At 71.5% G+C, this 3,119-nt stretch carries 4 protein-coding genes; 1 reads left to right on the top strand and 3 read right to left on the bottom strand.

The window, feature by feature from the left end:
* Positions 1-71: 71 nt before the first annotated feature.
* Positions 72-527, bottom strand: a complete 456-nt coding sequence (locus JL475_RS38425) for a PRC-barrel domain-containing protein (RefSeq protein WP_202282836.1) — start codon at positions 525-527, stop codon at positions 72-74.
* The gene (locus JL475_RS38430) at positions 524-1,108 is read right to left on the bottom strand and encodes a PRC-barrel domain-containing protein (protein ID WP_202282837.1); all 585 of its coding nucleotides are present in this window, start codon (positions 1,106-1,108) and stop codon (positions 524-526) included. The genes JL475_RS38425 and JL475_RS38430 overlap by 4 nt, the downstream gene beginning before the upstream one ends.
* A 161-nt stretch (positions 1,109-1,269) precedes the next feature.
* Between JL475_RS38430 and JL475_RS38435 the strand changes: the two genes are divergently transcribed.
* Positions 1,270-1,725, top strand: a complete 456-nt coding sequence (locus tag JL475_RS38435; RefSeq protein WP_202282838.1) for an ATP-binding protein — start codon at positions 1,270-1,272, stop codon at positions 1,723-1,725.
* Between the two features lie 184 nt (positions 1,726-1,909).
* Here JL475_RS38435 and JL475_RS38440 read toward each other — a convergent pair whose 3' ends face one another.
* Positions 1,910-2,797, bottom strand: a complete 888-nt coding sequence (locus JL475_RS38440; protein WP_202282839.1) for an RNA polymerase sigma factor SigF — start codon at positions 2,795-2,797, stop codon at positions 1,910-1,912.
* Between the last annotated feature and the right edge of the window lie 322 nt (positions 2,798-3,119).

Here is a 3,119-nt window from a genome sequence, read left to right on the forward strand (position 1 = left end):
GTGCCCGACCTGCCGAAGATCCCTGAAGCCGACCCGACATGCCGAACCCGCCCCAACCTAACCAAGCCCTACTAGTCAGCCGTGCGGTGCCGGGGTCCCGCACCCGGTGCCCGGGCGCGGATCACCAGAGCGTGGTCGCCCAGCCCCAGGAGGCGGTCGGCCGGAAGTTCGCCGCGTGTGGTGAGGACCGCCTTGATACGGGCGGTGAGCGGGTCGAAGGCCGCGTCGAGCACGGTGCCGCGCTCCTCGCCGTCCTCGGTGAGGACCCTGCTGCCGAGCAGATCGTGATGCGGTGGGGGCTCGGCCGAGGCGGAGGCCGGAGGGAGGGCGATCAGCATGTCCGGACCGGCGGCCTCCACGTCGTCCCAGGCCAGCACGGTCTCCTTGCGCAGGCGCCCGCTCCGCACCCGTACGTGGGTGACCGTGCCGGACACCGCGTCGACCGTCAGCGCCCGCACGACGCCGAGCCGGTCCCCGTCCCCCGGGGTCAGCACCGGCAGCCCTCGCACCCGGGAGAACAGCATCACGGCAGCGCACCCGTCCGCCGGGTACGGAACGCGCCGACCCGCGCCACGAAGTCCGGCAGGTCGTCGGTGACGTAGGTGGTGGCGTGCGCGGGGATGACCAGCGACCGGCCGGAGACGGACACCGCCTCGCCCCGCGGCACGTACACCCGGTGCCGGTGGTGTCTGGAGCCCGGCACCAACTCCCGGTGCGCGGCGAGCCGGAAGGCGACGATCCGGCCACTGGTGCCGCCCTCGACCAGGACGTCGAGCACCGTGCCGACCGCGTCGCCCTCGTCGGTGAGGACCTGCGCGCTGAGCAACCGCCCGTGCAGGGCGTCGCGGCGGGCCACCGACAGGGGCACGTCGCACAGCGCCCTCTCGTCGCGGACCATGACCGCGTGCCGACCGAGGGAATGCACCGCCGGCCAGGGCAGATCCCGGGGCAGGGGACCCGACAGCAGAGTTCGGCCGGTGAGCGTGAAGCCGGTGATGCGCCCGGCCGTGGCGTCGAGGACCGTGTCCTTGACGTGGGCCACGGCATCGCCGCCCAACGTCACCACGGGCAGCGTACGCAGGCATCGCACCGCCAACAGTTCGTTCATGGTTCGCCCTTCCCACCGGAGGCGCCCCCGCTCCGCACCCGCTTGTCCGGGTGCCCGCCGTGTGGCATGACGAACACCGATCAGGGGACTGCGCCGACCGACTCGGGGTAGGTGCACCGGTGCAGATCGTCCGGCCAGCCCGGCTTCCCAGAGAGAAACGCATGATCGATCACCTGGACGGGGCAGTGATACCGATTGGTTTCGACGTGCCCGTGGAACCGCTGCGGCGGACGGCACACTTCACCGGCGAGCCGGGATGCATCGCCGAGGCGCGCGACTTCGCCGCGCGCTTCCTGGAACAGCTGAGGACCGAGTGGTGCGCCACGATCGGCCGGCGGACCGACGGCGCGGCACTGCTGGTGGTGAGCGAACTCGTCACCAACGCCGACCGGCACAGCGGCGGCCCGTACATCCTGGAGCTGGAGGGCACGGACGAAGCGATCACGGTCGCCGTGTACGACAGCAGCGGCACCCTGCCCCAGGTCTTCCCCCGCGATCCCCAACGCATAGGCCGCCACGGACTGGAGATCGTCCGGGCCCTGGCGCGGGACCTCTTCGTGGAGCGGGTACCGGTCGGCAAGCGCGTCGGCGCGGTGCTGAGCCTCGACGCCGGCTGAGGCACCGGCCGGCGTCGGCTGAGAACGCCTGGCTCAGAACGCCTGCCGGCGGAACTCCCACTTCCCGAAGCCGTCTTCGGACGGCCCCGCACCCACCGGGAAACGACAAACCGAGTACGCGGCTGCCGGCCCACCCTCACAGGGTGGGCCGGCAGCCGCGTACGGTGTGCGTCCTCCGGGGGCGTCAGGCGCAGCCCAGCTCGCCCAGCATGCCCTCGCGCAGCCGGCCGATGATCCGCTTGATCAGCCGGGAGACGTGCATCTGCGAGCACCCGAGCCGCTCGCCGATCTCCGCCTGGGTGGCCTCCTCCACGAACCGCATGCGGATGATCTCCCGATCGCGGTCGCTCAGCTCGGCCATGAGCGGAGCGAGCGCGTGGAAGTCCTCGACGAGCCGCAGCCCCTCCTCCTCCATGCCGATGAAGTCGGCGAGAACGGCCTCGCCGTTCTCCGGGCCGTCACCGGTGAGGGCGGCGTCCAGCGACGAGGAGTTGTAACCGTTCGCGGCGAGCTGCCCCTCGTTGACCTGCTCCTCGGTGATGTTCATCAGCGTGGCGAGCTCGGCGACCGTGGGATCGCGGTCCAGCCGGCTGGAGAGCTCCTCGCGGGCCTTCGCCAGTTCCACCCGCAGCTCCTGGAGCCGCCGCGGCACATGCACCGCCCACGTGGTGTCACGGAAGAAGCGCTTGATCTCGCCGACGATGTACGGCAGCGCGAAGGAGGTGAACTCGACCTCGCGCGACAGCTCGAACCGGTCGATCGCCTTGATCAGACCGATCATGCCGGTCTGGACGATGTCCTCCATGTCGTCGCCACGGCCGCGGAACCGTCCGGCCGCGAACCGCACCAGCGACATGTTCATCTCGATCAGAGTGTTGCGTGCGTACTGGTATTCGTGTGTGCCCTCCTCCAGCTCCGCCAGACGACGGAAGAACTGCCGGGACAGTTCCTTGGCGTCGCGCGGAGCGACGGCTCGGGGATCCACCACCCCCGGCAGGCTCCCGTCACCCGTCCCGGCTTCGGCGTTCCTCTCGACGACCTGTGCCTGCGGCCGGATCACGGCGGTCTCCATACCTCTACCTCTCCCCACGAACGTGCACGGGCGGATGTGCGTCGGTCCTTCGGAGGTGCTGGTACCCAGCCCGTCCCCGAACACTCCCCCCGATTTTTCGAGGGCCCCGCGGGGGCTCGGCGTTCCGCCCCTTCACTCAGGGCGGAATGCCGCTCCCTTCCCCTCGGAGCGGGGATTCCTAGGCTGAAGGAGTGAGCAATCAAGCGCCCCTCGACGTCCGTGTCATGCCCCTGCGGCCCGCGGCCGCGGGCCCGAAGCCCGCGCGCCGGGCCGCGGCCCCGCCGGGCCCGGCCCCCGCCGCCCCCGCCCCCAGCCCCGTCCC

Origin of the sequence: Streptomyces sp. M2CJ-2 (genome assembly GCF_016757295.1) — a bacterium.
Taxonomy (GTDB): domain Bacteria; phylum Actinomycetota; class Actinomycetes; order Streptomycetales; family Streptomycetaceae; genus Streptomyces.

Bases quoted from the DNA above. Each gene is read 5' to 3' on its own strand.
- JL475_RS38440 (WP_202282839.1), bottom strand. From the start codon at position 2,797: ATGGAGACCGCCGTGATCCGGCCGCAGGCACAGGTCGTCGAGAGGAAC.
- JL475_RS38430 (WP_202282837.1), bottom strand. From the start codon at position 1,108: ATGAACGAACTGTTGGCGGTGCGATGCCTGCGTACGCTGCCCGTGGTG.
- JL475_RS38435 (WP_202282838.1), top strand. From the start codon at position 1,270: ATGATCGATCACCTGGACGGGGCAGTGATACCGATTGGTTTCGACGTG.